Origin of the sequence: Pseudomonas sp. PDM01 (assembly GCF_014852325.1) — a bacterium.
Lineage (GTDB): Bacteria > Pseudomonadota > Gammaproteobacteria > Pseudomonadales > Pseudomonadaceae > Aquipseudomonas > Aquipseudomonas migulae.
Genome location: NZ_JACVBK010000012.1, coordinates 126,317 through 146,681, shown reverse-complemented (window position 1 = coordinate 146,681; position 20,365 = coordinate 126,317). Strand labels below are relative to the sequence as shown.

At 59.8% G+C, this 20,365-nt stretch carries 20 protein-coding genes; 5 read left to right on the top strand and 15 right to left on the bottom strand.

Translation table 11 applies throughout. The features are described 5' to 3' along the window. Positions 1–219 precede the first annotated feature (219 nt). Complete coding sequence (locus IB246_RS26445; protein ID WP_008043220.1) at positions 220–1,284, bottom strand: alpha/beta fold hydrolase; 1,065 nt, start codon at positions 1,282–1,284, stop codon at positions 220–222. Positions 1,285–1,400: 116 nt separating this feature from the next. Beyond that, complete coding sequence (locus IB246_RS26440; protein ID WP_008043219.1) at positions 1,401–1,664, bottom strand: DUF2790 domain-containing protein; 264 nt, start codon at positions 1,662–1,664, stop codon at positions 1,401–1,403. Between the two features lie 227 nt (positions 1,665–1,891). Here IB246_RS26440 and IB246_RS26435 point away from each other — a divergent pair, with 227 nt between their 5' ends. From IB246_RS26435 to IB246_RS26420, 4 genes are all read left to right on the top strand, one after another. Beyond that, positions 1,892–2,632 (top strand): response regulator, encoded by a 741-nt coding sequence (locus IB246_RS26435; RefSeq protein WP_008033593.1) that lies wholly within the window; start codon positions 1,892–1,894, stop codon positions 2,630–2,632. A 199-nt stretch (positions 2,633–2,831) separates the two neighbouring features. Beyond that, positions 2,832–3,224 (top strand): hypothetical protein, encoded by a 393-nt coding sequence (locus IB246_RS26430; protein WP_008043215.1) that lies wholly within the window; start codon positions 2,832–2,834, stop codon positions 3,222–3,224. Positions 3,225–3,368: 144 nt separating this feature from the next. Further along, positions 3,369–4,103 carry a substrate-binding periplasmic protein gene (locus IB246_RS26425; RefSeq protein ID WP_008043213.1) on the top strand — a complete coding sequence of 245 codons (735 nt, stop codon included), beginning with the start codon at positions 3,369–3,371 and terminating at the stop codon, positions 4,101–4,103. A 110-nt stretch (positions 4,104–4,213) separates the two neighbouring features. Beyond that, positions 4,214–4,438: a hypothetical protein gene (locus IB246_RS26420; RefSeq protein ID WP_032832783.1), complete on the top strand. Its 225-nt coding sequence runs from the start codon at positions 4,214–4,216 to the stop codon at positions 4,436–4,438. Between the two features lie 1,047 nt (positions 4,439–5,485). Here the strand turns inward: IB246_RS26420 and IB246_RS26415 are convergent. The 13 genes from IB246_RS26415 to IB246_RS26355 all read right to left on the bottom strand — a co-directional run bounded on the left by IB246_RS26415 (position 5,486) and on the right by IB246_RS26355 (position 18,533). Next, positions 5,486–6,913: an FAD/NAD(P)-binding protein gene (locus IB246_RS26415; protein WP_008043200.1), complete on the bottom strand. Its 1,428-nt coding sequence runs from the start codon at positions 6,911–6,913 to the stop codon at positions 5,486–5,488. Between the two features lie 14 nt (positions 6,914–6,927). Then, positions 6,928–7,695: an ABC transporter ATP-binding protein gene (locus IB246_RS26410; protein ID WP_008043199.1), complete on the bottom strand. Its 768-nt coding sequence runs from the start codon at positions 7,693–7,695 to the stop codon at positions 6,928–6,930. Positions 7,696–7,698: 3 nt separating this feature from the next. Further along, a complete protein-coding gene (locus IB246_RS26405) occupies positions 7,699–9,039 on the bottom strand; it encodes an ABC transporter substrate-binding protein (protein WP_008043197.1) in 1,341 nt (446 codons plus the stop codon). Positions 9,040–9,069: 30 nt separating this feature from the next. Beyond that, positions 9,070–10,119 (bottom strand): branched-chain amino acid ABC transporter permease, encoded by a 1,050-nt coding sequence (locus IB246_RS26400; protein WP_008043196.1) that lies wholly within the window; start codon positions 10,117–10,119, stop codon positions 9,070–9,072. Positions 10,120–10,123: 4 nt separating this feature from the next. Continuing rightward, positions 10,124–11,005 carry a branched-chain amino acid ABC transporter permease gene (locus tag IB246_RS26395; RefSeq protein WP_008043195.1) on the bottom strand — a complete coding sequence of 294 codons (882 nt, stop codon included), beginning with the start codon at positions 11,003–11,005 and terminating at the stop codon, positions 10,124–10,126. Continuing rightward, positions 11,005–11,781: an ABC transporter ATP-binding protein gene (locus IB246_RS26390; RefSeq protein WP_008043194.1), complete on the bottom strand. Its 777-nt coding sequence runs from the start codon at positions 11,779–11,781 to the stop codon at positions 11,005–11,007. The genes IB246_RS26395 and IB246_RS26390 overlap by 1 nt, the downstream gene beginning before the upstream one ends. Next, positions 11,778–12,683: an AMP-binding protein gene (locus tag IB246_RS26385; protein WP_008043192.1), complete on the bottom strand. Its 906-nt coding sequence runs from the start codon at positions 12,681–12,683 to the stop codon at positions 11,778–11,780. The genes IB246_RS26390 and IB246_RS26385 overlap by 4 nt, the downstream gene beginning before the upstream one ends. A 658-nt stretch (positions 12,684–13,341) precedes the next feature. Further along, positions 13,342–14,745 carry an LLM class flavin-dependent oxidoreductase gene (locus IB246_RS26380; RefSeq protein WP_008043190.1) on the bottom strand — a complete coding sequence of 468 codons (1,404 nt, stop codon included), beginning with the start codon at positions 14,743–14,745 and terminating at the stop codon, positions 13,342–13,344. A 290-nt stretch (positions 14,746–15,035) separates the two neighbouring features. Further along, positions 15,036–15,353: a hypothetical protein gene (locus IB246_RS26375; protein ID WP_008043188.1), complete on the bottom strand. Its 318-nt coding sequence runs from the start codon at positions 15,351–15,353 to the stop codon at positions 15,036–15,038. A 276-nt stretch (positions 15,354–15,629) separates the two neighbouring features. Beyond that, positions 15,630–16,058 (bottom strand): hypothetical protein, encoded by a 429-nt coding sequence (locus IB246_RS26370; protein WP_008043186.1) that lies wholly within the window; start codon positions 16,056–16,058, stop codon positions 15,630–15,632. 10 nt (positions 16,059–16,068) lie between these two features. Beyond that, a complete protein-coding gene (locus tag IB246_RS26365; RefSeq protein ID WP_008043184.1) occupies positions 16,069–17,271 on the bottom strand; it encodes an SfnB family sulfur acquisition oxidoreductase in 1,203 nt (400 codons plus the stop codon). A 216-nt stretch (positions 17,272–17,487) separates the two neighbouring features. After that, a complete protein-coding gene (locus tag IB246_RS26360; RefSeq protein ID WP_008043182.1) occupies positions 17,488–17,808 on the bottom strand; it encodes a hypothetical protein in 321 nt (106 codons plus the stop codon). Positions 17,809–17,969: 161 nt separating this feature from the next. Next, a complete protein-coding gene (locus IB246_RS26355; protein WP_008043180.1) occupies positions 17,970–18,533 on the bottom strand; it encodes a helix-turn-helix domain-containing protein in 564 nt (187 codons plus the stop codon). Here IB246_RS26355 and IB246_RS26350 point away from each other — a divergent pair. Next, positions 18,528–19,547, top strand: coding sequence for a DMT family transporter (locus IB246_RS26350; protein ID WP_081500228.1), 1,020 nt, complete (start codon positions 18,528–18,530; stop codon positions 19,545–19,547). The two genes, IB246_RS26355 and IB246_RS26350, sit on opposite strands and share 6 nt — an antisense overlap. Positions 19,548–20,365: the final 818 nt, after the last annotated feature.

Sequence of the window (20,365 nt, the reverse complement as noted above, 5' to 3'; positions counted from 1 at the left end):
GTTCCGCGTCGTGTGAAAAACTACCGACACCCAGAATTCCTGTAGGAGCCAGCTTGCTGGCGATGAGGCCCTCGAACCGTGCATCGTTCATCCGGCCGCCATCGCCGGCAAGCCGGCTCCTACAATTTGGTGTCGTATAAAAAACTACCGACACCCACGATTCCTGTAGGAGCCGGCTTGCTGGCGATGGGGCCCTAAAGCCTTGCGCAGCGCATCAAACTACAGGTTGTCCGCGTCGATCACAGCCTTGGCAAAGGCTTGCGGATCTTCTTGCGGCAAGTTGTGGCCGATGCCGCCGCTGATGAGGCGGTATTCGTATTTGCCAGTAAAGCGTTTGGCGTAATCCTCGGCGGCCGGATGCGGCGCGCCGTTGGCATCGCCTTCCATGGTGATGGTCGGCACCGTAATCACCGGGGCCTTGGCCAGTTGCTGCTCCAGCGCTTCATACTGGGGTTCGCCCTGCACCATGCCCAACCGCCAGCGATAGTTGAAAATCGTGATAGCGACGTGATCCGGGTTGTCCAGGGCCGCCGCGCTGCGGTCGAACGTTGCGTCGTCGAAGCGCCATTTTGGCGATGCCAGCTCCCAGATCAACTTGGCGAAGTCGTGACGATTCTTTTCGTAGCCGGCCTGGCCGCGCTCGGTTGCGAAATAGAACTGGTACCACCATTGCAACTCGGCCTTGGGCGGCAGCGGGTTCTTGCCCGCAGCCTGATTGCCGATCAGATAACCGCTGACGGCGACCAGCGCCTCGACCCGCTCCGGCCAAAGTGCGGCAACGATGTCCGCCGAGCGTGCTCCCCAGTCGTAGCCACCCAGCACCGCTTTCTTGATCTTCAGTGCATCCATGAAGTCGATGACATCACTGGCCAACGCCGCCGGCTGGCCGTTGCGAACAGTCTTGTCGGACAGGAAATGCGTGTCACCGTAGCCCCGTGCATACGGGATCAACACCCGGTAACCCTTGGCCGCCAACAACGGCGCCACTTCGCTGTAGCTGTGAATGTCGTACGGCCAGCCGTGCAGAAGAATCACCACCGGCCCATCGGCGGGGCCGACTTCGGCGTACGCCACACTCAGCAACCCGGCATTGACATGTTTGAGCGGGCCGAACGTGTCCGCCTTGAGGGTCGCTGCACTCGCCACCACGGGCTCGGCAGTCGCGGCTTGCGCACTGGCAGCCCCGAGAGCACCGAGCTGCATCAGCGCGAACGCGAGGACCGAGGGGCCAAGGAAACGGCGACGACGCGAGGCGGAAGTACTGCTCAACACATTGATCTTCATGGTGATATCCCTGCAAGTCATTGATCGGGTGTTTGGACGACATGAATCAGCCATCGCGGGGCGCTGAGCAAACGGTGCGTTGCTCGACATCGACTGCGATGAGCGTAGTGGAAAGATCAGCCGCCCTGATTCGCGCAGTCTGCGAATTTGCTGTACCCGGCGACTTTCTGTGCGCCATTGGAGTCGAGGTAGGTCAGGCGGGCATCGACAATGCCGCAGGTGCCGCCGCCGTTGTCGACGATGGAAACAACCTTCTTGATATCCAGGTGCGTGCCGTACGCCGTGGTCTGCGCCGGGGCTTGAACATCGGCATGGGCCGAAAATGCGGCAACGTTCAGGACTGCGAAGAAGCTGGCGGCAATCAGTTTTTTCCAGTTCATGATGAATTCCTCAGGGTTGCAATGGGCAATGGTTGCGAGGCAAACCGTGTTGTCTCGATGGAGCCCATTTAATCGACCCGAGGTATCTGCCATGTGTCTTAGAACCCGCGGTATTAAGGCGTAAGGTGTCAAACAGGGCAGCGGATACACTGTGATACAAAGCCTGTGGGCAGGTGCACCGTGGCTGCCTAGAATGCGCAACGTGCGAATAACAAGAGGGTTGAGCAATGGAACATGTAAACCACATTCTGATCGTCGACGACGACCGGGAGATTCGCGAGCTGGTCGGCAATTACCTGAAGAAGAACGGCCTGCGCACCACGGTGGTTGCCGACGGCCGGCAGATGCGCAGTTTTCTGGAAGCCAATCAGGTGGACCTGATCGTGCTGGACATCATGATGCCCGGCGATGACGGCCTGGTGCTGTGCCGCGAGTTGCGCTCGGGTAAACATAAAGCGACGCCGATCCTGATGCTCACCGCACGCAACGACGAAACCGATCGCATCCTTGGCCTGGAAATGGGCGCCGACGACTACCTGACCAAACCCTTCGCCGCCCGCGAGTTGCTGGCGCGGATCAACGCCGTATTGCGCCGTACGCGAATGCTGCCGCCCAACCTGCTGATCACCGAAAGTGGCCGACTGTTGGGTTTCGGCCGCTGGCGCCTCGACACGACTGCCCGCCATCTACTCGACGAAGACAACACGATGGTGGCCCTCAGTGGTGCCGAGTACCGCTTGTTGCGCGTATTCCTCGATCACCCGCAACGGGTACTCAGCCGCGACCAATTGCTCAACCTGACCCAGGGACGCGATGCCGACCTGTTCGATCGTTCAATCGATTTGCTGGTGAGCCGTTTGCGCCAACGCTTGATGGATGACTCGCGCGAGTCGACCTACATCAAGACCGTGCGCAGCGAAGGCTATGTGTTCTCCTACCCGGTGGAAATGCTCGGCGCAGAATCATGAAGCGTGCCTGGCGCTGAACACGACCGCCCTTCACATCCGAAGGGTTTTGTATCCGTCTGTATAAGAACCCGCTGCAGATACGCAGACAGCGATTTCGCCGGGTTCGAGCACACATCACCGATACACCCGGGCGTTTAACTGTGATCACCGGATAGCAGCAGCTACCGACCCACTCAAACTAAACGCACGGAGAATCACCATGATCAATTTCTCGAAAGTTTCTTCCCTGGCACTCGGTCTGGCACTGGTCGGTGGTCTCGGCCTGTCGAATCTGGCCTCGGCCAGCACCGTGAGCGCGGTGTCCCACGGTCAGATCCAGCAGCTGCTGGTGGAAGGTGGCTCGGATCGGCTGCAACAGAACCGCGTGGCTGAAGGCGGTGCCGATCGCCTGCAAGAGCTGCGCGAACGTGTCGCCGAAGGTGGCGCCGATCGTTTGCAAGAGCTGCGTGAACGTGTTGCTGAAGGGGGTGCCGATCGCCTGCAGGAACTGCGTGAACGTGTCGCCCTGATCAGCCCGGACAACGCCGTACGCGGCGGCGTGATCGTGGCGGAAAACCGCGCAGAGTTCGGTTCGAAATATCAGCGGTATTGATCGCGATCTACATCGCAACAAAGATCCCCTGTGGGAGTGATACCCATAAATCCTCAGGTCTGACGCAAAAGCCCGCTCAATTGCGCGGGACAGTGACTGCACGCTCGTACTAAGCTTTGCGCCACATTCGATCAAGGACGATTCATGAAGCGCATCGCCGTTTGCCTGCTGTCTCTTTTGACGTTCACTGCGGTCGCGGCAGACCTGAACATGCTGACTGACAACCACCCGCCCCTGCATTTCCAGCAGGGTAATCAGCTGGTGGGGTTTGGCGTGGATGTGGTTCAGGCATTGGCCGACATGGCTGGCGACCAGGTGCACTTTCAGCAAGTCCCGCTACTGCGCGCCTTGCACGTGGCCAGCACCGAGCCCGCCACGGGGGTGTTCACCGTGTTGCGCACTGCCGAGCGTGATGGCCAGTATCAGTGGGTCGGTCCGCTGATGGAGGTGGAAACCGCTCTGTATTCCACTGAAAGCACCCGGCAGCCGGTGCGCAGTCTGCTGGAGGCCGGTCATCAGGGCCGCATTGCCGTTCCGCGAAAATGGCTGGTCTACAGCTACTTGCAGAAGCAGGATGTGAACAATCTGTACGGCGTGGAAACCCCCGAACAAATGATGCGCCTGGCCCGTCTGGGTCGCGCGGAGTTCGTGGTGGCCGATACCCTTTCCGTCGCCACCATGGCCCGTGAAGAAGGAGTGCCACCCGAGCAGTTGCACTACCAGATACCGCTGATGAAGGAAGCCACGTATATCGCTTTTTCGCCGTTGACCGACCCGCGTCAGATTGCGCGCTGGCAACAGGCGCTGAACACGATGCGCCAGGACGGGCGCCTGGAACAGCTCAAGCAGCGCTGGCTGGCAGACCGTACACCACGCTGACGGCGTGGATCAACGTTCTCGATAAAGACTATGCGTGAGGGTGTTTTTTCATCGTGATGCTCCAGGACTACTGTGGGCCCATCTTCTTCCCAAAGTTCTGGAGCAACATCATGAAAAGCATTATCGGTCTTGGTTTCGTCCTTTCGGTTCTTGGTGCTACATCGGCCATCGCTGCCCCGCATGCTACGTTGCCAGTGGTGGCGGCGGCGAAGGTCAGTCAGCCGGCTACGTTGAATGTGAATACGGTTGGTGTTGATCGTAAAGACAGTCAGGCGAGTACGTTGTATGTCGCTGAAAACCGTCCTGAGTTTGGGTCCAAGTATCAGCGTTATTGATTGGCTGGTTTGTGCGGCTTTGAATAGGAAACCCCGGGAGGATTTGGTCTTTTCGGGGTTTCTTTGTTTGGGGGCATATCCGTTTTTTTTGTGATGGCTGATATTGGTTTCGCCCTTACGGCGAGTCACTTGGAAGAGCCCCAAGTAACCAAGGGCTCTTGCCCCTTTCGTTCGGTGCCTCGCCTAGGCTCGGCATGCCCTCGCTCCGGTCCTGCTCCGTGGGCCCGCCGCCATCGGCCATCCCTGGCCGGGGGCGGCTAACCCGGCATCCATGCCGGGTTGCCCACTACGCAGAACCTGCGCTCGGCCTCTCGAGGGGGCGCTCAGATCAAAAGCTGAAGGCGAGCTAACGCTCGGCCTGATGAGTGGTGAAAATCAAAAGCACACGCGATCCCCTGTAGGAGCGAGGCTTGCCCGCGAAAAACGACCGGACAACGCGTTCATCCAGACAGCCCGCGTTATCGTTGACGTCCATCGCCAGCAAGCTGGCTCCTACAGGGGAATGCGTACGATCAATGAGACAGGTCGGTTGGCAAGCCGCCTCGTTTTGGCTTTGGCTTTGGCTTTCGCATTTGATCTTGTGGTGGCCCACTAATTTCGGACACTTACGCATTCCCCTGTAGGAGCCGGCTTGCTGGCGATGGCGGTGGGTCAGTCAACCTGTTTATTGACTGGACGGACGCTATCGCCAGCAAGCTGGCTCCTACAGGGATCTGCGTTTGCTTTTGATTTTCACCACTCATCAGGTCGAGCGTTAGCTCGCCTTCAGCTTTTGATCTTGAGGTACACGCCCCCTCGAGAGGCCGAGCGCAGGTTCTGCGTAGTGGGCAACCCGGCATGGATGCCGGGTTAGCCGCCCCCGGCCAGGGATGGCCGATGGCGGCGGGCCCACGGAGCAGGACCGGAGCGAGGGCATGCCGAGCCACAGCGAGGCACCGAACGAAAGGGGCAAAAGCCCTTTGGTTACTTTGGGGCTTTTCCAAAGTGACTCGCCGTAAGGGCGAAACCAATACCAGCCATCACAAAAAAAACGGATATACCCCCAACCTAACCCCCAACCAAGCGCAAAGCCAAAGCCTTGGCCTGACTAGCCACGTCAGTCACCGCCGTACTCTCCCACCACATCCCCCGCAACGGCGGCCCCATGGCAAACAGCCGCCTCGCAACCTGCCCATCACCACCCAGCACCGCGCCATCAACCGCCGCCGCAATCCCCAGCGCCAACGGCCCCGGCCGCACCAACCCACGGGCCAACAGCTGCCGCGGCAACGGTCGCGCCACCCGTCGCCAGTCATACTCGATGCCACTGGAATTGATCAACGCCGCGCCACTGACGACAACCGTTTGCCCTTCACCACGTCGACGAATACGGATACTCACACCACCCGAAGCCGGCTCCAGCCCTTTGAACGAAGCCGCCTGAATCCGCAACCGCCCTTCCCCGTGCAATCGCGCCACCAACTGCGCACTCAAGGGCGGCGACCGGTGATGATGACTTTCCCACCACGGCCGCACATGCCGCACAAACTGCCGACGCTGCCCATCCGTCGCCTGACTCCACAACCGACCGATATGCGCCCGCACCGTATCCAGCGGCGCCTGCCAGTCAACACCCTGCGCAATGGCATCCCGGCAATGCCGACGCAGTTCACGCACCAACTGTCGCGGCGTACGAATACTGTGATCCTCGGCAAGAAAATCCACCCACGCCGGTGGTTGTCGACGCACGTGCGGCAGCAAGCCATGCCGGGAAAACACTTCGATCGGCCCGCGATGCCCGGCCTGTTCCAGCGACACCACGGCATCGACCATGGTCAGGCCCGAACCGATGATCAACACTGTCGATTGCGGATCCAGCTCACGCATCGCGGCAACATCCCAGGGATCAAGCGCCGCAGCGTTCAAGCCACTGGACTCGGTCTGCGGCGTGCGCGCAGCCGGAAACATCCCGGTCGCCAGCACCGCATAAGCGCCCTGCAACCGCTGGCCGTCACTCAAGCTCAGCCGCACCGAATCATCCAGCGCCTGCAAGTCCACCACCTCGGCCCGCACATGCTCGACCGTCGAGCCATTCAACGCACCCAGCGCCTGCGCTTCGGCCAACCGTTGCTGCACGTACAACCCGAAAATCCCCCGGGGCGGAAATAGCTCGCTGACCGGCACATGCTGCTCATCGGACTCCGGCCAGCCACCACCGGCGATGTACTCGGTCAGCCATTGCGTAAGGTCGTCGGCGTTGTCCGGGTCGACGCTCATGCGCGCCGCGTTGCCGTTGAGCGTATGGCCCAACTCGACCGCGCTGTAGGCCTCGCCCCGTCCAAGTTCTGCCCGGGGCTCGATCACCAGCAACGAGCGTTTGCCGGGCAGGCGCAACAACTGCGCCGCCAGCATCGCGCCGCTGAGGCCACCGCCGACGATGAGGATGTCCGCATGGCGGATGGCGTCGGTCGCCTGTCCGCGTTGGGTTTCAGTCATGGCGTTCTCACTGCTCAGTGTTTACCTAGATAAAAGTCATGCAGATCGCCCCGCGCCAACAGCGCCTCGCTGCTGCCGGACAACACCACCCGGCCGGTGTCGAGGACATAGGCCTGTGAAGCGTACTTGAGCGCCACATTAATGTTTTGCTCGGCAATCAGAAAGCTCACCTGCTCGTCGCGATTGAGCTGGGCGACGATCTCGAAAATCTCCTGGACGATAATAGGCGCCAAACCCATGGAAGGTTCATCAAGCAGTACCAAAGTAGGACGCGTCATCAACGCCCGACCGATGGCGACCATCTGCTGCTCGCCACCGGACGTTAGCCCGGCCTGGGTCTTGCGCTTGGTTTTCAGGCGCGGGAACCAGGCGTAAATCCGCTCCAGGTCCCGGGCCAGGTCCTGGCGGTTCAAGCCGCGCACGAAGCCGCCACTGCGCAGGTTGTCTTCGACCGTCAACTGCGGGAACACGTGGCGACCTTCCAGCACGTGCACCATCCCTTGGCGCACCCGCAGACTGGGATCGACACCCGCCGTATCGTGGCCGAGAAACTCGATCGTGCCGCGACTGACTTGCGCCCGCTCGGCCCGCACCAGCCCGGAAATCGCCTTCAGCGTGGTGCTTTTACCGGCGCCGTTGGCACCCAGCAACGCGACGATGCCGCCATTGGGCACCGTCAGCGAAACCCCGGCCACGGCCAGGATCGCGCCGTCGTAGATCACCTCGATGTCGTTGACTCGCAACAGGTCGTTGGCGGCAATGTCGCTGGCGGCTTGGCTCATGGTTTATTCATCCCCGGTGCAAGTGCGTGGCGTCAGGTTTTTTTCCTTGGCGAACGCGGCGGATTTTTCATCGATCAAAGGTCGCAACAAGGCGCGGTCGGCGGCGATCCACTCGCTGATCAGCGTCCAGTTAGCGCCGTCCCACTGCTGAACCCGCGCCGAACCGCCGCCTTCGTGATCCTTGCAGGACAATTTGAGGTTTTGCATCAGGCCGAAATAACCCATGTCCTTGAGCCGCGCATCGTCGATGTTCAGGTGCTCCAGCCCCCAGCGGCCTTCTTCGCCATTCAACGGACGCTTGCCGAATTTGCCTTGGGCCGTGCGGATCGCTTCCACCATGACAGCGGCATTCACCAGCCCGGAGTTGTAGTAGACGCTGCCGAAATTTTTCAGGTCCTTGAGGTCGCTCTTGCCCTTGTCGAGGATGAATTGCTTGAGGCGTTTGTGGATCTCGAAATCAGCGCCAGCGGGGTATGGCGTCAGCGCCAGATACCCCTTCGCGGCGGCGCCTGCGGGCAAGACGTCTTCGCTGGAACTGGCCCAGATGTCGCCGACGATGTGGTCCACCGGGAAGCCGAAACGCGCGGCGGTTTTCACCGCGACCGGCGTCGACACGCCCCAGGTGCGCAGGAACACCCAATCCGGGTTGACCTGGCGAATCTGCCGCCATTGTGCCGACTGCTCATTACCCGGATCGGCCACCGGAATCTGGATGTTCTCGAAGCCGTATTTCTCCGCCAACAGTTTCAATGGGCCGAGGGTTTCCCGGCCATAAGCGGAGTCGTGATAGACCGTGGCAATCTTCTTGCCCTTGAGTTTGTCGAAACCGCCCTCGCGCTGAGCGATGTAATTGATCAGGCTCGACGCCTCGCTGTAGAAGGTCAGCATCACCGGGAAGTTGTACGGGAACACCGTGCCGTCGGTGGCTTCAGTGCGCCCGTAGCCGAGGGTAATTAGCGGGATCTTGTCGACTTCCGCGCGCTCGCTCAGCGCATAGGCCGCCGGCGCGCCGTTGGGTGAATAGATCGCCACCGGCGCGCCATCCAGGCCTTTCTTGAAGCGCTCGTAGCACTCGATGCCCTTCTCCGCCGTCCACTCGGTTTCGCATTCCTGCCATACCAATTTGACGCCGTTGATTCCGCCTTCCACATCGTTGATGTAGTTCAGGTAATCGAGCATCCCGGCCCACACCTGCACGCCGCTGGAGGCGTACGCGCCGACGCGATAGGTGGCCAACGGGAAGAATTGCTGGTCCGCCGAGGCCTGGACCACCGGCACTGCACTGCTGAAAACGGCCAGCGTCAAAGCGGCGCCGACCAACGAACGTTTCAAGGATGCACGCATGTTGTCTCTCTATCTAATAATGGAAAGGATTCAGAAGCGCAGCGGCCAGTGACTCAGCCGTTCACGAAGGTTGCCCAGCAGGCGGATCAGGCCTTCCGGCTCCTTGATCAGGAACAGGATGATCAGCACCCCGAAGATGATTTTTTGCAGGTTCTGCAACTGCCCGGCGTCCACCGAACCACCGAACAAAGCTTGCCCGGCGTGGCTGAGCAGGATCGGCAACAGGCTGATGAACGCCGCGCCGACGAAGTTGCCGGCGATGCTGCCCATGCCGCCGATAATGATGATGAACAGGATCTGGAACGACCGGTTGATATCGAAACTGCTGGCGCTGGCGGTGCCCAGGTAGGCGAAGGCCCACAGCGCGCCGGCGATGCCGAGGTAGAACGAACTGACGGCGAACGCCAGGTGTTTGTAGCGCACCACCGGAATGCCGATTACCGCTGCGGCGGTGTCCATGTCGCGGATCGCCATCCAGTTGCGGCCGGTCTGGCTTTTCACCAGGTTCACCGCCACCCAGGTCAGCAACAATACGGTGGTCAGGGTCAGCAGATAGCGACCGAGCGGAGTGTTCAGGTCGTGCCCGAACAGCGCCAGTTTCGGTGCGGAAATGGTCCCGGACGATCCGTAGTTGTAGAACCAGGGGAATTTGACGAACAGCCACTCCAGGAAAAACTGCGCCGCCAGCGTGGTGACCATCAGGTAAAAGCCTTTGATCCGCGAACTCGGCAGGCCGAAAACAAACCCCACCACCGCGCTGATCAACCCGCCGCCGAGCAGCGCGACGGGCAAGCCAAGCTCAGGCAAACGCAGCAAAAACCCATACGTGGCAAACGCCCCGACCGCCATGAACCCGGCTGCGCCGACCGAGGTCTGGCCGGTGTATCCGGTGAGCAGATTCAGGCCGAGGCCGGCCAGGGACAGCACCAGAAACGGGATCAGGATTGCGTTCAGCCAATAGTCGTTGCCGGTCAGCGGCACGACCACGAAGGCGATCAATAACAGGCCAAGCAGTCCAAACGGGATACGACGCTGGATCAACACCGACGGCGCGGTTTCGCGGGCAAGGGAAATGGTCATGGGTTCAGACTCGCTCGATGGCGCGCTCGCCGAACAGGCCGGCGGGACGGATGTACAGGAAGGCCAAAGCCAGGACATAGGCGAACCACGGGGTGATGCCGCCGCCGATCAGCGGACCGACGTAGACCTCGGCGAGGTTCTCCGCCGCGCCGACAATCAGCCCGCCGACAATCGCCCCGCCAATCGAAGTGAAGCCGCCGATGATCAAGACCGGCAGAGCCTTGAGCACCACCAGCGACAAGGAAAACTGCACGCCTTGGCGTGCGCCCCAGAGCAAACCCGCGACTAATCCGACAATGCCCGCGACGGCCCAGACGATCTGCCAGATCCGGTTTAGGTTGATGCCAATCGACAACGCGGCGGTGGTGTCATCCGCCACCGCCCGCAACGACACGCCGATGCGGGTCTTGTTGAACAGCAACGCCAACACCGTGACCAGCACAATGGCCGCCGCCGCGGCGATCAGGTCGAACTGGCTGACCATCATCCCGCCGATGAACACCGGCACGTCGTCTATCCCTAAGTCCAGCGCCCGCACTTGCGAGCCCATCAAGCCTTGTGCCAGGCCTTCGATGATGAAGGACAGCCCAAGCGTGGCCATGAACAAGGTGATCTGCGAGCGGTTGACCAATGGCCGCAGCACCAGCCGTTCGATCAGCAACGCGCCGATGATCATCACCACCACGGTCAGCAACAGCGCCAGGGCAAACGGCACGCCCTGATCGTGCAGGCTGACGAAGGTCAGCGCGGCGAACAACAGCATCGCGCCCTGGGCAAAATTGAACACGCCGCTGGCCTTGTAGATCAGCACGAAGCCGATGGCGACCAGCGAATACATGGTCCCGGCGAGCAAGCCGCCGAGCAGGGTTTCGAAGAAAAATGTCATCAGTGCACCACTCCCAGATACGCCGCGATCACTTCGGGATCGGCCTGCACTTCGGCCGGCGTGCCGTCGCCGACCTTGCGCCCGTAGTCGAGCACCACGACGTGGTCGGACAGGCCCATGACCACGCTCATGTCGTGCTCGATCAACACCACCGTGGTGCCGAGATCGCGGTTGATGTCGGCGATGAAACGGGCCATTTCCTGTTTCTCTTCGGCGTTCATTCCGGCCATCGGCTCATCCAGCAGCAACAGGCGCGGGCCGGCGATCAAGGCGCGGCCGAGCTCTACGCGTTTTTGCAGGCCGTAGGACAGATTGCCCACCGGCACATCGCGATGCGCCTGCAGCTCAAGGAATTCGAGAATGCCCTGGGCTTGCTGGCGGAAGGCTTCGGCCTCGCGGCGTGCTCGCGGCAGGTTGAGTGCCTGTTCGATGAAGCTGCTGCGCAAGTGCCGCGACAGGCCGGTGAGGATGTTGTCGATCACGCTCATTTTCTTGAACAACGCGTTGTTCTGGAACGTGCGGCCAATGCCTCGGCGCGCAGCGGTCAACGGGTCGATGCGTTTGAACGGCTGTTGCTCGAAGACAATCGAACCGGTGTCGAAGCGGTACACGCCGTTCAGTACGTTGAGCAGCGAACTCTTGCCCGCGCCGTTGGGGCCGATCAGCGCGCAGATCTCGCCCCGACGCACGTCGAAGGACAGCTCGTTGATCGCTTTCACGCCTTTGAAGGACAGGGAAATGCCGCTGACTTGCAGGATGGAATCGGTCGAAGTCATGCGATGTCCTGTTTGAATTCAGTGAGCCAGGTTGGCGCGGCTTTCACCTCAGGCGTGCGCGTGGCTTGCCAGATGTAATGCAGGTTGTGAAAACCGAGCAGTCGCCGAACGCGGTTCTTGATCAGGCGTTGCAGGCCTTTTTCCGGGTGAGCGATGGCCCACTCGCAAAGTCGTCGACGCCAGGTGCCTTGCGCGGCGAGGCGACTGTCGATTTCCTCGGCCAGCAGTTGCAGGCGTTCGGCCGACAGCAACAGCCCCGAAGGCGCCACCTCACGACGGTCGCGACTGGCACTGCCGGGGCTTTCCGGGAAAGCCAGGGATTGGCCGCTGCTCAGCCATTGCTCAAGCAACACCGTCAGGCCGGCCTGCCATTGCGTGCCCTCTTCGCTCCACAGTTGCGCGTTCTGGCGCCAACGGTTGAGGCGCTGCGGAGTGTCGACCGGGCCAAGCAGGTCGTTGAAGTTGAGCAGCGTTTGGCCCTGATTGAGCCACAGTTGCCGGGTCTGCCGGCCTTGAACGAAGGCGTGCGTGGGCCCGCTGCGCCAGAGGGTTTTGTGCAGGGATTCGGGGTCGAGGTTGTCCGGCAGGGTCAGCAATTGCCCGCCAATGTGTTGTGCGGCCAGGGCCAGCAGCAACAGATTCGGTTCGAACGCGCCGCTGAGGGCCAACCGCGAATCTTCGGTAAAACCTTGTTGGCGCAAGCCGTCGGCCAAGCGCTCGACATCGCGCAGGGCATCGATCCAGCGCCAGACAAACCACTGGCCATGGCGCTTGTGACGCAGCGCCGGCTGCAACGGACTGACCTGCGCCCAGTGACGCAATTGCTCCAGCGCCGTGGGCAGCTCGACCCGCCACTCGGCGGTGTCCGCAAAGGGCGGACGTTTGAGTTCATGCACGCTCATGGGTTGACCTCCTGTTCATGGGCAAAAGCGTGCGGTGGTCCGCTGGGCCAAAATCTCTAAAACACCACCATCCCCTGTAGGAGCCGGCTCGCCGGCGATAGCGGCGTGACAGCCAACATCAATGCTGGATGTACCGGCCCCTTCGCGGGCAAGCCTCGCTCCTACAGGGTTTTGTGTTGTCTGCAAATATCATCCACAACACGAATCCTGTAGGAGCCGGCTCGCCGGCGATAGCGGCGTGACAGCCGACATCAATGCTGGATGTGCCGGCCTCTTCGCGGGCAAGCCACGCTCCCACAGGTTTCGTGTCGCCAGCGATATTTGTGCACGACACAAAACCCTGTAGGAGCCGGCTTGCTGGCGATAGCGGCGTGACAGCCGACATCAATGCTGGATGTACCGGCCCCTTCGCGAGCAGGCTCGCTCCCACAGGTTTCGTGTCGCCAGTGATATTTGTGCATGACACAAAACCCTGTAGGAGCCGGCTTGCCGGCGATGGCGGCGATGGCGGCGAGACAGCCGACATCAATGCTGGATGTACCGGCCTCTTCGCGGGCAAGCCACGCTCCTACAGGGTTTTGTGTCGTCCACGGAAATCACCGGCAACACGAATCCTGTAGGAGCCGGCTTGCTGCGGGCGGCGTTCCGACGATGGCCTCTAGGCAGACACCACTTTCTTCCCCTGCTGCCGCAACCCCGCCAAATCCCGATACCCCGCGCCCGGATGAATCTCCGGCAACCGCGCGCCCTCCCCGAACAACTTCTCGCGCAAGGTCCCCGGTGCGTACTCGGTCTTGTAGACCCCACGCTTCTGCAACTCCGGCACCAGCAGTTCCACGGCGTCGATAAAGGTTTCGTGCGTCAGCGCATAGGCCAGGTTGAAGCCGTCCACATCGGTCTCTTCAACCCACTCCTGCAAAAGATCGGCAACCGTCTCGGGACTGCCGACAAACAGCGGACCAAACCCGCCAATCCCGACCCAGTCGGCCAGTTCATTCGGCGTCCAGACCTTGTTCGGATCGGCCGTGGAGAACGCTTCCACCGCCGATTGAATGGCGTTGGTGTGCACATGCTTGAGCGGTTCATCCGGTTTGAACTGACTGAAATCAATCCCGGTCCAGCCCGAAATCAATGCCATCGCACCTTCATAGCTGACCCAGGTTTTGTATTCCTCGAACTTGGCTTTAGCCTTGGCATCGGTCTCACCGAGGATCACCGTTTGCAGGTTGAAGATCAGGATCTTCGACGGATCACGCCCAGCCTCGGCGGCGCGACGACGAATGTCGGCCACGGTCTTTTTCAGCAGCACTTTCGACGGCGCTGCCACAAACACGCATTCGGCATGTTCAGCGGCGAACTGCTTGCCACGACTCGATGCGCCGGCCTGGTACAGCACGGGCGTGCGTTGCGGTGACGGTTCGCAGAGGTGAATGCCCGGCACCTGGAAGTGTTTGCCGACGTGCTGGATTTCGTGGATTTTGCTCGGATCACTGAAAATCCGACGCTCGCGATCGCGCAGGATCGCGCCCTCTTCCCAACTGCCTTCCCAGAGTTTGTAGCAAACCTCCAGGTACTCTTCGGCGAAGTCGTAGCGGGCGTCGTGTTCAGTCTGGTTTTTCTGCCCGAGGTTCTTCGCGCCACTCTCCAGGTACGAGGTGACGATGTTCCAGCCGGCGCGGCCCTTGGTCAGGTGATCGAGGGTCGACAGGCGTCGGGCGAACGGATACGGGTGCTCAAACGACAGCGACGCAGTCAGGCCGAAACCCAGATGTTCGGTGACCAGCGCCATCGGCGGAATCAGTTGCAGCGGATCGTTGACCGGCACCTGCGCCGCCTGACGGATCGCCGCCTCACCGTTGCCGTTGTAGACGTCGTAGATGCCGAGCACGTCGGCGATGAACAATCCGTCGAACTTGCCGCGCTCGAGGATTTTCGCCAGGTCGGTCCAGTATTCAAGGTCTTTGTACTGCCACGAACGGTCCCGTGGGTGCGCCCATAAACCGGGCGACTGGTGACCGACGCAGTTCATGTCGAAAGCGTTGAGGCGGATTTCACGAGGCATCAGGCAATACTCCTGAAACCGCGCAGGCGATAGTGCGATTAAAACGGGGAATAGCAGAAGTGGACAACATGACTTTCGGACTCCTGATGGACATGAGAGTCCTAATGCAGGAGTCGCGCCATAATAGATAAACCACTAAACTTCGACACTTCATGCCGAGCGACAGGAAACAGGAATCCATCTGACAACACAAAATGCTGAACAACTGTTTGCAGAGCAACACCTGCGATTGAAAGCGCTCGAATCTGCAGGCAGACAAGAGCACTTATTTGCATATCAACTATTAATAATCAAGAACCAGGGTTTGCAACTGTAACGGCAGTCGACTTATGCCGCTCACTGCCGTCTGCATTCTCCAGATCATATCTAAACGCTACAGTTTTTTGGCCCTTTAGCTTTTCGTGGTTCTTTTCAATTGTAAAATTTGCTTGCCCGCCATCTTTTTTCACTTCGTGTGTACCTAACGAAAAATAATTAAGTTCCCCTGGCTTAAACCAGCCATGGACAAGCTGACCTTTTTTCGCATTTTTATTAGTCGACGGAGGAGTAGAGATTTCAAAGTTAAACTTCGTTACTTCCACCTTTGGAGCATCCAGTTCGTTTGACATTTCGCACTCCCTTTTAGAAATCAAATATAACTTTTGGATTGGTTCGGATTTCGGCACCCAACCTGGGTTAGTGCATGCACTTGCACTGACTTATATATAAAACCGGTAATGCGAGGGCGTCTACTGACAGAAATAACAGGTCAACATGCGTTTCAGACGAGTGGTAACGGAGGTTTAACTGGCCGCGTCGAGCAAGAATTCGGCTACGACAAAGCCTGTCATTGCGACAGGCTTGGAGTTGTTGTCGAAAAACTTTTTTATTTGTCCGGAAGCTACCTAAGAAAACTTCGCCGGATGTATGCCATTCAGTCGAAAATTGCCAATAAGGTGAAGCTTCCAGCGCAACGGATCCTGCAGCGATCCAGGCAACACAGTGCGTTGCCCAGTCAGTTCGAATTCAGCACTGCTGACCGCACTCAGCGCCTCTGCACTGGCAAGGTGAGACTCGGCAATGGCGACGCTGACCTCAGTGGCATCTTCATGGCTATTCAAAAACTCCTCCGCACGTTCGAGCAGCGCGGCGGCAACTTCGATGCGGATGTACGCATCGCCGAAGCGACTGATGACAAACGGATCGTCCGTGGTTTTGCTCTGCTGACGAACGAAGCGCAGGGTCGCATCGAGCAAACTGCGCGCGTTGTGCAAGTCGTGCTGACTCTTGGCCAGGAGTTGCCCGGCAGCAATCGGTTGGGTCAAGGCATTCATGGTGGACTCCTCAGTTCCAGGCGTGGCGCGCAGGCTTGACGCCGTTGAGTAGGTAGTTGCCGATCAGGTGGTATTTCCAGCGTGCCGGGTCGTGCAGCGTATGCGTGCGGGCGTTGCGCCAGTGGCGGTCGAGGTTGTACTTGCCGAGCACCGAGCGGGTGCCGGCCAGTTCGAAAAGTTTGCTGCTGGCGAGCAGCGCGATTTCGGCAGACAGGACTTTGGCCTGGGCGACCACCACCGAAGCGTTGGCCACTGTGTCTTCATTGGGATTGAGCAACGCCGCGTCGATGGCTTGCCCGGCTTTCTTGAGGATCGCTTCGGTGCCGTGGACCCGCCATTCGAGGTCGCCGATGGCGGCGATGCTGAACGGGTCCTGCCAGCCGTGATCCTGTCCGCTGTCGATCCATGGCCGGGATTCACGGGCATAGCGCTTGGTTTCTTCCAGCGCGCCGACGGCGATGCCGGTGTCCACCGCTGCCTGGATGATCTGTGAAATCGGGCCGTCCGCAGTGGGTTCGTCAAACGCTTTGTGAGCAGGGATCACCGCACTCAATGGCACCTTAACCGCATTCAACGTGACGCCGCCGCTGGCGGTGGTGCGCTGGCCAAAACCGTCCCAACTGTCGATCACGGTCAGGCCGGGATTGTCGCGCTCGATGAACGCGATGAACGCCTGGTTCTGCTCGTTGACCGCCACCGCCGGGACGATGTGCGCAAACAGCGCGCCGGTGCAGTAGAACTTCTCGCCGTCGATCTGCGCGGTGTCCTTGTCGAAACGAATGCGGGTTTCAAAGGCCCCGGCGTTTTTGCTTTTGGACTCGGAGAAAGCGTTGCCGAAACGGTAACCCTGCAAGACTTTGCCGAAGTAGTAGCGCTTCTGCTCTTCGCTGGCGGTTTGCAGCAGGATGTCGAGCACGCCGAGGTGGTTTTGCGGGATCTGGCCAAGGGAAGAATCGGCGGCGGATATGATCTTGATCACTTCGGCGACGGTCACGTAGGAAACGCCGGCGCCACCGTATGCCTTGGGAACGGTGATGCCCCAGAGGCCGCTGGCGGAAAACTCGTCGAGCTCGGCGACCGGCAAGCGGCGCTCGCGATCACGCACGCTGGCCTCGACGGCGAAGCGTGCAGCGAGTTTGTGAGCGACGGCGATTGCCTCGGCATCCGAATGGATGACGTGGACGGTGCGAGGGGGTTGGGCTGAGATTGTCATTACGCGACTCCAGCGTCAGGTGAATACCCAAACACCTCTACAGAAGTCGTGCCAATATTTTGAATCCTTATTAATCAGTACGTTACCGACAAAACTTAAATGACTTAACTAAATGAAGCGAGACAATCTGTGGATTTACTGTTGCTCGACAAACACTTCTGACAGCAAAACGCTCGCCCCTTTCATAGAGGTCGAGCGCTTTGTTATTCCACTCAATCAAGAACGCAAGATCTCGTAATTTATTGAATCAGAGAGGTCTCCGGTCGCGTCATGCCAGATGATGTATTTGAACTGTTTGTTCGGCCCTACATGATCAAGCAAAGTACTTTTTGGTACTTTTACTTGATAATAACCATCGGTCGGCACGCCGAGCTTCAGCAGATACTCCTGACGCTCAATAAACACGCTAACATCTTCACGGGGAAAATTATTGTCGGGCTCAGGAATGAGGGCCGTAGCGCCATCCGCCGGAACATCTGTAAGTTTAATCACCCCACCTACAGCTTCTTTCATTTGGAGCGCTGGTAATAAAGCCATTTATCCAACTCCGTTCAGTGGACGGTCGGGCAAACCCTACCCGGCAGTCAGGGCAAGTCACGAGTACAACGTACTAAACGATATTTAAAGAACAATCATCCCGCCCGCCTACTGTCATAAATAACAGGTAGCGCATCATTTCAGATGAGCGGTATCCGAAATCAGATCACCACATTTCGCACAAATCGCGTCGCCACGTCCCCATCGTTGCGATAGGAATGAGGCTGGTTGCTGGCGAACATGAAAAACTCCCCCGCGCCGATGTTATGTGGCGTGTCGCGCACCATCAGCGTCAGGCAACCTTCGAACACGTAGATCTGTTCGCTCCAACCTTCTGCATCCGGTTGCGACGGATAAATCTCCCCCGGTTGCAGGCACCACTCCCACTGTTCCACTTCGCGGGTGGCGGTGGCTTTGGACAACAACACGGCTTTGCTGCCCGGAATCACCCCGGCCCAGGCCACTTCATTGATGCGGCTCGGGTCGCGGGCGTCCGGCGCCTGGATCAGGTCGCTAAAGGCCACATCCAGCGCTTCGGCCACGCGGTCGAGGGTGGTCAGGCTCACGTTCTTCTCGCCGGCCTCGATGGCCACCAGCATCCGGCGGCTGACCCCGGACTTTTCGGCGAGCGCGGTCTGGCTCATGTCGGCGGCGTGGCGCAGGCGCCGAACGTTCAGACTGACGTGCTGAAGGACCGAAGCCCGCTGCGTTGAATCTTTGTGCACTATATTGCTCACTTATCGGGGTTGGGCAGTATACTGCGCAACATTCGGCGCATTGTGCGTCGCCCTCAGGTAGCGCGCAAGGTCATGACGTCGTTGAACTCCTCCCCGGCTTCTTCCCGCAAATTCAGCAAGGCCGAGTGCGTGCTGTTGCTGATCACCATGGTCTGGGGCGGGACCTTCTTGCTGGTGCAGCACGCGATGACCGTCAGCGGCCCGATGTTCTTCGTCGGCCTGCGCTTTGCCGCCGCCGCGTGCATCGTCGCCCTGTTCTCCTGGCGTCATCTGCGGGAAATGACCCTGTTCGAACTCAAGGCCGGCGCCTTTATCGGCGTGGCGATCATGCTCGGCTACGGCCTGCAGACCGTCGGGCTGCAGAGCATTCCAAGCAGTCAGTCGGCCTTTATTACCGCGCTGTACGTACCCTTCGTGCCGTTGCTGCAATGGCTGGTGCTGGGGCGGCGTCCGGGGTTGATGCCGAGCATCGGGATCATGCTGGCGTTTACCGGGTTGATGTTGCTGTCGGGGCCCGCGGGTGCATCGTTCAACTTCAGTCCGGGTGAAATCGCCACGCTGATCAGCGCCATCGCGATTGCCGCGGAGATCATTCTGATCAGCACCTACGCCGGCCAGGTCGATGTGCGCCGGGTGACGGTGGTGCAATTGGCGACCACCTCGGTGTTGTCGTTCTTGCTGGTGGTGCCGACTCAGGAAGTCATTCCTGACTTTTCATGGTTTTTGCTGTGCAGCGCCCTCGGCCTCGGCGCAGCGAGCGCGGCGATTCAGGTGGCGATGAACTGGGCGCAGAAGAGCGTTTCTCCGACGCGGGCGACGTTGATCTATGCCGGTGAACCGGTGTGGGCCGGAATCGTCGGAAGGATCGCCGGGGAGCGGTTGCCGGCGATTGCGTTGGTGGGCGCGGGGTTGATTGTGGCGGCGGTGATTGTGAGTGAGTTGAAGACCAAGGGTAAGGCAGCTGCGGTCGAGGAAGAGTTGGAGCGCGAAACTCAGGGGTAAGCCTCAAGATTTGAAGCGCCTGATAAATCGTCTTCGCCCCTTGCGACCACGTCGACCTTCACCTCTTTGCCGTACAACCCGACATCCCGCTGCTCGACGCTGCGGAACATGCCAAACATATGATCGGCACCGCGCTCACGGGGACAGGCCTCTATTGACGGCATGCACGCCGCTCAAGCGGGAGGTGACACATGAACCTGCACATACCGAAGACCAACAATGATTGCGATATTCCGGTGTTGCTGGTCGCCATGTACACATCCCTCCTGTAGGAGCTGGCTTGCCGGCGATGGACGTCAACGATAACGCGGGCTGTCTGAATGAATGCGTTGTCCGGACGTTTTTCGCGGGCAAGCCTCGCTCCTACAGGGAACCCCATACGCTTTTGATTCCCACCACTCATCAGGCCGAGCGTTAGCTCGCCTTCAGCTTTTGATCTGAGCGCCCCCTCGAGAGGCCGAGTGGAGGTTCTGCGTAGTGGGCAACCCGGCATGGATGCCGGGTTAGCCGCCCCCGGCCAGGGATGGCCGATGGCGGCGCGCCCACGGAGCAGGACCGGAGCGAGGGCATGCCGAGCATTAGCGAGGCACCGAACGAAAGGGGCAAGAGCCCTTGGTTACTTGGGGCTTTTCCAAGTGACTCGCCGTAAGGGCGAAACCATAAGTGGCCGTCACCGCAGCAATGGATATGTACACCATCAAAGAAACACGCCGGCCATAAGTACGCCATCGTCGGAACGCCGCCCGCAGCAAGCCGGCTCACAAAGGGTCCAGCCCCACTGAACACAGCCCCCTGAAACAATGTGAATCAGGCTTTTT

What these genes read in the sequence shown, in the direction of transcription:
- IB246_RS26440 (WP_008043219.1), bottom strand. Translation starts at nt 1,664, where the DNA reads ATGAACTGGAAAAAACTGATTGCCGCCAGCTTCTTCGCAGTCCTGAAC.
- IB246_RS26395 (WP_008043195.1), bottom strand. Translation starts at nt 11,005, where the DNA reads ATGACATTTTTCTTCGAAACCCTGCTCGGCGGCTTGCTCGCCGGGACC.
- IB246_RS26380 (WP_008043190.1), bottom strand. Translation starts at nt 14,745, where the DNA reads ATGCCTCGTGAAATCCGCCTCAACGCTTTCGACATGAACTGCGTCGGT.
- IB246_RS26385 (WP_008043192.1), bottom strand. Translation starts at nt 12,683, where the DNA reads ATGAGCGTGCATGAACTCAAACGTCCGCCCTTTGCGGACACCGCCGAG.
- IB246_RS26415 (WP_008043200.1), bottom strand. Translation starts at nt 6,913, where the DNA reads ATGACTGAAACCCAACGCGGACAGGCGACCGACGCCATCCGCCATGCG.
- IB246_RS26435 (WP_008033593.1), top strand. Translation starts at nt 1,892, where the DNA reads ATGGAACATGTAAACCACATTCTGATCGTCGACGACGACCGGGAGATT.
- IB246_RS26390 (WP_008043194.1), bottom strand. Translation starts at nt 11,781, where the DNA reads ATGACTTCGACCGATTCCATCCTGCAAGTCAGCGGCATTTCCCTGTCC.
- IB246_RS26365 (WP_008043184.1), bottom strand. Translation starts at nt 17,271, where the DNA reads ATGACAATCTCAGCCCAACCCCCTCGCACCGTCCACGTCATCCATTCG.
- IB246_RS26420 (WP_032832783.1), top strand. Translation starts at nt 4,214, where the DNA reads ATGAAAAGCATTATCGGTCTTGGTTTCGTCCTTTCGGTTCTTGGTGCT.
- IB246_RS26370 (WP_008043186.1), bottom strand. Translation starts at nt 16,058, where the DNA reads ATGAATGCCTTGACCCAACCGATTGCTGCCGGGCAACTCCTGGCCAAG.
- IB246_RS26400 (WP_008043196.1), bottom strand. Translation starts at nt 10,119, where the DNA reads ATGACCATTTCCCTTGCCCGCGAAACCGCGCCGTCGGTGTTGATCCAG.
- IB246_RS26430 (WP_008043215.1), top strand. Translation starts at nt 2,832, where the DNA reads ATGATCAATTTCTCGAAAGTTTCTTCCCTGGCACTCGGTCTGGCACTG.
- IB246_RS26360 (WP_008043182.1), bottom strand. Translation starts at nt 17,808, where the DNA reads ATGGCTTTATTACCAGCGCTCCAAATGAAAGAAGCTGTAGGTGGGGTG.
- IB246_RS26445 (WP_008043220.1), bottom strand. Translation starts at nt 1,284, where the DNA reads ATGAAGATCAATGTGTTGAGCAGTACTTCCGCCTCGCGTCGTCGCCGT.
- IB246_RS26425 (WP_008043213.1), top strand. Translation starts at nt 3,369, where the DNA reads ATGAAGCGCATCGCCGTTTGCCTGCTGTCTCTTTTGACGTTCACTGCG.
- IB246_RS26375 (WP_008043188.1), bottom strand. Translation starts at nt 15,353, where the DNA reads ATGTCAAACGAACTGGATGCTCCAAAGGTGGAAGTAACGAAGTTTAAC.
- IB246_RS26405 (WP_008043197.1), bottom strand. Translation starts at nt 9,039, where the DNA reads ATGCGTGCATCCTTGAAACGTTCGTTGGTCGGCGCCGCTTTGACGCTG.
- IB246_RS26410 (WP_008043199.1), bottom strand. Translation starts at nt 7,695, where the DNA reads ATGAGCCAAGCCGCCAGCGACATTGCCGCCAACGACCTGTTGCGAGTC.